General features: G+C 43.1%; 5 protein-coding genes and 1 tRNA gene. All 6 read right to left on the bottom strand.

What is annotated here, in order from left to right:
- Window positions 1–101: 101 nt before the first annotated feature.
- Complete coding sequence (locus Q0314_RS05125; protein WP_298057252.1) at window positions 102–290, bottom strand: helix-turn-helix domain-containing protein; 189 nt, start codon at window positions 288–290, stop codon at window positions 102–104.
- 226 nt (window positions 291–516) lie between these two features.
- Window positions 517–1,458: a hypothetical protein gene (locus Q0314_RS05120; protein WP_298057251.1), complete on the bottom strand. Its 942-nt coding sequence runs from the start codon at window positions 1,456–1,458 to the stop codon at window positions 517–519.
- A 10-nt stretch (window positions 1,459–1,468) separates the two neighbouring features.
- Window positions 1,469–2,713 carry an integrase arm-type DNA-binding domain-containing protein gene (locus Q0314_RS05115; protein ID WP_298057248.1) on the bottom strand — a complete coding sequence of 415 codons (1,245 nt, stop codon included), beginning with the start codon at window positions 2,711–2,713 and terminating at the stop codon, window positions 1,469–1,471.
- A gap of 432 nt (window positions 2,714–3,145) precedes the next feature.
- Window positions 3,146–3,221 (bottom strand) — tRNA-Phe (locus Q0314_RS05110).
- A 143-nt stretch (window positions 3,222–3,364) separates the two neighbouring features.
- The gene (gene murD, locus Q0314_RS05105) at window positions 3,365–4,627 is read right to left on the bottom strand and encodes a UDP-N-acetylmuramoyl-L-alanine--D-glutamate ligase (protein WP_298057246.1); all 1,263 of its coding nucleotides are present in this window, start codon (window positions 4,625–4,627) and stop codon (window positions 3,365–3,367) included.
- A gap of 79 nt (window positions 4,628–4,706) precedes the next feature.
- Window positions 4,707–5,656: phospho-N-acetylmuramoyl-pentapeptide-transferase (gene mraY, locus Q0314_RS05100; RefSeq protein ID WP_298057244.1), on the bottom strand; the 950-nt coding region annotated here is incomplete at its 5' end.

The following is a 5,656-nucleotide window of genomic DNA, read 5'->3' as shown; positions in this document are numbered from 1 at the left end:
CGCTTGTCGCAGATTTTAGGACGTCCGGATAAACTTCGCCTAGCATTCGCGCAAAGTCTGAATAAAGCCCTTTTTCGGTTTCGTTTTCAAAGGCTTTCATATTACGCGCCTTTCCTCATAAAAAACGCCTCTACTTCGGAGGGATCAAAAAAGGTAATATTTTTGCTAAACTTTATCGGCTTAAAAAAGCCTTGTTTGGCAAAATACCACACCGTGCTTAATCCTATGCCGTAAATCTTGGCGATTTGCGACGCTCTTAAATACTTCGGTTTGACTTCGTGTGTTTTCACGCTTTACCCTTTATTGTTCGTATTATCTTTGCAAAGATTAGGCTAATATTAGCGCGGTTAAAAAAGTTAGTAAAGCTAAAAAAGGGGGTTAAATTTTAGAGTTTTTGTCGTGAGAAAAAATAAGCTATTTTTGGGCTAATTATTCTCACGAAAAATAAGTTAATATTTTGCGGATTTTTCCCTACGAAAAAAATGGCTGTTTTTTGATGTTTTTTCCGCGAAGTTTTTAATTTTCGTCTTTTTCTTGTAGAGCAAAATAGCCGTCAATTATCAAAGAGATAAAAAGTCCGTCATTTATCTCTTTTTTAATGCCTAGCCCAAAAACGTCGTTCAGTTGATACAAGAATTCATTAATGGGCTGTTTTTCCTCATTGGTAATTCGATTTTTAAAAATTACTTTGTGCACATACCCTATTTGGTTAATAAAATCTAAAAATGGAGCGATAAGGCTCAAAGTTAAGCCGTCTATTTCTATGCCTGTTATTTCTTGAAACGTTAAACGCTTCTCGGGTTGGTTTATTTCCACAATATCGCCGTATTCGTCCGTAATTTTTTCAAAACCTAAATCAACGTTAAAATATTTCTCTATTTCTACGCCGTAATCCTCATGCCAAATATCGTCAATATCGTTAAGTTCCGCTTGTTCAAATGCGTATGCCGTCAAAAGCTTTCGGGCTGTATCGTGGTCTAGTTTTACGTTGAGCCATTTTTCGGCTTTATTTTTGATACTATTAAATGCCTTTTGAATATCCGCGCCTAGCTCGCTTCCAGCATAATTTTCTTTTTGCTCTAGCATTGACAGCACATCTAAAATTATTTGAAGTAGCTCCCAATAAATGTATTTTATTAAGCCCTCTCCATAAAAACAATCGCCCGAAAAGTCGGAGGTTAAGAGTGTAAAGTTGTAGTATTTCGGCACTTTTGTAATTAAGTCCTCGATGGTTTTGAAATCCACCTCTTTAGCTTTCAAAAGCGGTAATTTGATTTTGTCGATAAAAGCGTTTGCGTATCTATCAACAATAAAATAAACGTCTTTTTGCGCTTCCTCGCCGATAAAGCCCTTTACATCATCGCTATTAATAAAATTCAGAAAATCCTCTTTTATGCTCTTTTGCTGTGATTTTCTATTGCGCCTAGACTCTGATATTCTCGTTGCACTTGTAGTCATATCCACCCCTTTAATTATCTTTTGTGTCTAATACGTAACCGCTCCACCAGTCAAGCAAGATTTTAAGCTCGTCTAAAAAATCGGCTTTTTCCGAATAGCTTAAATCTACTTTGTCGCCGTGCAGATGATCCAATGCCTTTTTAATAGCCTCTTTACTTACTCCGTGCTTTTGCATATTGTTAAACGCCTGCGTCATAAATATGCCTCTTAGGCTATGCAGGGTTACTACGCGCCCCGTTTGCCTATCTCTAAAATTAAAGCCCTTGATCGCATTCGTGGCGGTGTCTTTGTGGATATGGTCGGTAAAGTGAGAATTAATAAAGACGTATTCGTATGCTCTGCTCAATTTCGCCTGATCTTGCAATATGCGCATAACCTCATCGCTAATCGGTAATTTGAAGTCGCCTATCTCGCTACGCTTAATTTTTTGCTCGGCTCGCGGTATGGTTAAAAGCCTCTTTTCAAAATCTACGTATCGCCATTTTAAGCGAGATAACGGCGCAGCCCTTAGCGGCAGGTGTAGGCATAACTTCATCGCGTTTTTAATCGTCTCAAAATGAGGGTAATCGTAAATAGCGTTAAAAAATGCTTTTAAGTCCTCGCGCTCGGTCAGTTTTGCGTAATGCTCTACTTTGGTTTTGGGTATGAGCGTTTTAGCGTCGATATTTGCCATAATGTTAATTTCGGCATATCCGCTCGAGACTGCGAATAAAAAGACGCGGTTTAAAATTTGATTGATTATTTCGGCTGTTTGGGGCGTCGTCTTTGATATTTCTTTTAGTATGCTCGCTATCTCGCCGTGGGTTATGCTTTTTATGCCTCTGTCTTTTAGGATCGGCATTACGTGGTTTTCTATGCGCCCGCGCTTGGTTTTGAGCGTCTGCGGTAATACGTTTTTAGCTTCAATTTCTAGCCACTCGTTAAAGACCTTTTCAAAACTGCGGTTATGATCGCTTATTCTTTGAGCTTTGGCGCGCTTCTTGTCCGTTATCGGGTCTGCGCCGTTCATCACTAGCTTTTTAAGCTCGGTTCGCTTTTCTCTCGCCTCGGCTAGCGACAAAGTAGGGTAATTACCTAGCCCAGTGCTATTTGGCTTGCCGGTGTCTGGACTAATAAAGGCAAATATCCAACGTTTGCGCCCAGTCTTGCTTACTATCAGCCCTAAACCGTCGCCGTCTGTAAGCTTGTAATCTTTGTCTTTGGGCTTTGCCTCTTTGATTTGCTTATCGGTAAGCGGTTTTACTATCCTAGCCATTACGCCTTAATCCCCTAAAATACGTTATTTGAGACGATTTAAAAATATTTTTTGGAGTTTTTGGGTCAAAGTTCGCCGAAAAAATACTTTTAAAATCGCCACCGCGTGCTCGCTAAGTGCCTAAAATACGGGATATGATGAGGTTTAAAAATATTTCTTGCTATTTTAGCTTCAAAAATACCTATTTTAGGCGTTTCAAGCGTTTTAAAATATTTTTTGGAGTGCTTTGTAAGCCCGATGAATAGGGCATTTGGAGAGTTTTAAAAATATTTTTTCGCTTGACTTTTAGAATTTTGCCAAAAATACTTTTAAAATACTTTTAAATCTTTAGCTTTGCCTGATTAGTTTAGACTGTTTTTTAGGGTAAAAATCGCTCAAAGTCCGTATTTTAGGGGGTTTTAAAAAGTGCTTTAGATTGTAAAAAAAGGGTAATGGTGGTTAGAGGCAGAATCGAACTGCCGACACGCAGATTTTCAGTCTGCTGCTCTACCGACTGAGCTATCCAACCACGCTGCTAAAAAGAAATGTGATTTTAGCCACTTGATACTTAAATTTTGGTTAAATACGTAAAATTCGGCTATTTTTTAAAATATAAAATTTGTTTCAAAGGCGGTTGCCTAAATTTAGCGGCTTTACGGCGCATATACCGCGTCAAATTTGCAAATTTAAAATCGCTTTTTTAAATTTATCCCCGCGCTCTACGTAGCTGCTAAACTGATCTAGACTCGCTGCAGCAGGGCTTAAAAGGGCTATCTCGTCCAATTTTTCATCATTTGCGCCAGTTTTCGCAGATTCGTCAAATTTGAAATTTTTATCTATCTCGCCGACCGCGGTGTTTAAAAATGCGCATTTTACGGCGGGGATTTTAAACTCGCCGGCAAGCTTCATCAGCTTGTCCGTATTTGAGCCGATAGCGTAAATTTGCGCCTTAGCACCGCTCAAGGCTTCAAAAAGCGGCCGCATATCTACGCCTTTATCGTCGCCGCCTAAAATCAAATGCAAAAATTTGCCCTCATATCGCTTGACGGCTTGGATGCTTGCATCGATGTTAGTCGCCTTCGTGTCGTTGACCCACGTCCTACCGCGCGCGTCGCGAAATTCCTCGAGTTTGTTGCCCTCGATGACAAAGCTGTTTAAAAGCTCTACGTCGCATCTATCGAGCAAAATTTTCTGGATAGCAAGAGCTAAAAGCGCATCCATTAAAAACGGAGTTTTAAAGGCGATATCGCCTAAATTTACGCCGCAAAACTCGGCCAAATCCGCCTCGTTTTCGTAGCTTATCACCTTTGCTTTAGTCGGCGTCCCGGCGTAAATTTTAGGCAGGATCGCGACCGCGTTTTCGCTCATCGTCGCTAGCGGCTTTAGCTTGGCGCGCTCATACTCGGCAAATTCGCCGTGCCAGCTGAGGTGATCTGGCGTGATAGGCAAAAGCGCGTAGATGCCGGGCGTGGCAATGTTCGTGTAGTGCATCGTAAAGGAGCTGGTCTCGAGTATCCAAATTTTGGCGGTTGGATCTAGGTCTGCGAGTGGAACTCCGACGTTGCCGCCCATGACGGAGCCGTAGCGCGCCAGCAGGTGTTGCGTCATCTTTGTCGTCGTGGTTTTGCCGTTTGTGCCGCTGATCCAGACGGTAAAGGGCGTTTTGTCGCCGTAAATTTTATAAAAATAATCGTATTCGCTGATGAGATTTTGCGCGTTTTTAACTAGCTCGTGGCTCGGCGGGAAACCGGGGCTTGGGATCTCGAGGCCACTTTTTTCGGGCACGAAAAGGTTTGGCGGCAGTAGCGTGTTGCCCCATTCGTCGCTTGAGATCTCGCTAAATTTGTCGTCATAAATGTCCCAGCCGCCCTCTTTGCCGAAGTTTTTCGCGATCGCGCGGGTCGTACCGCCGTACCCAAATAGCGATTTTCTCATTTTCTCCCCTTTGCCTCTAAAATTTGCGTCATATTATCGGCGGCTAGCTCGGCTATTTCGCCGTTTGTTCGGTTCAAATTTACCTTATTTTTAACGCGGTCATGGCGATCAAATTTGCCAAAACGGCGATGAGCCAAAATCTTACGATAATCTTATTTTCCACCCAGCCCTTTATCTCAAAATGATGATGTATCGGCGCCATTAGGAAAATTCTCTTTTTAAAAATTTTAAAACTTCCGACCTGCAAAATCACACTCAAGGTCTCCATCACAAACACAAAGCCGATAATAATGAGCAGGATTTCGTTTTTCGTCATCACGCCCATGAGTCCGATATATGCGCCCACGCTTAGGCTCCCGCTATCACCCATGAAGACCTCGGCCGGATGGCAGTTAAACCACAAAAATCCCATCAGCGAGCCGATCAGCGCAGCGGACACGACGACCGTTTCGCCCACGCCCGCGATCTTTGGTAAAAGCAGATACGAGCTAAACACCGCGTGTCCGCAGATGTAAGCAAACACGCCCAAAGTCAGTAGCGAAAACACCGCAGGTACCGTAGCTAGACCGTCTAGGCCGTCGGTTAAATTTACAGCATTTGAGGCCGCTACGATAACGAGCGTCCAAAAGGCCACCGCAAAAACGCCTAGATCAAGCACTGGAAATTTGTAAAACGGTAGGTAAAATTTACTGTCCAGCTCGCCGTGCAAATACAGCATCGTCGAGACCGCAAACGCGATCAAAATTTGCACCGCAAGCTTGGCTCTAGGGCTTAGTCCGTCGTGGTTTTTGCCGCCTGAGATTTTACGAAAATCATCTTTAAAGCCAAGCGCCGTAAAGCCCGCTAGACAGATCAGCGAGGCAAGGACGAAGACGTTATCAAGGCGCGCACAAATCACGCTCGCCCCAAGTGCGGCTCCGATAAAGACCAGTCCGCCCATCGTCGGCGTTTTGGCCTTTTTTTGGTGCGTTTGTGGAGCTAGCTCGTAGATGGGCTGGGCGGCGTTTTTGGCCTTTGCCCACGCGATAA

The organism is uncultured Campylobacter sp., assembly GCF_938040115.1.
Lineage (GTDB): Bacteria > Campylobacterota > Campylobacteria > Campylobacterales > Campylobacteraceae > Campylobacter_A.
This window is presented reverse-complemented; position numbering and strand designations above follow the sequence as displayed.

Bases quoted from the DNA above. Each gene is read 5' to 3' on its own strand.
- murD (WP_298057246.1), bottom strand. From the start codon at position 4,627: ATGAGAAAATCGCTATTTGGGTACGGCGGTACGACCCGCGCGATCGCG.
- Q0314_RS05115 (WP_298057248.1), bottom strand. From the start codon at position 2,713: ATGGCTAGGATAGTAAAACCGCTTACCGATAAGCAAATCAAAGAGGCA.
- Q0314_RS05120 (WP_298057251.1), bottom strand. From the start codon at position 1,458: ATGACTACAAGTGCAACGAGAATATCAGAGTCTAGGCGCAATAGAAAA.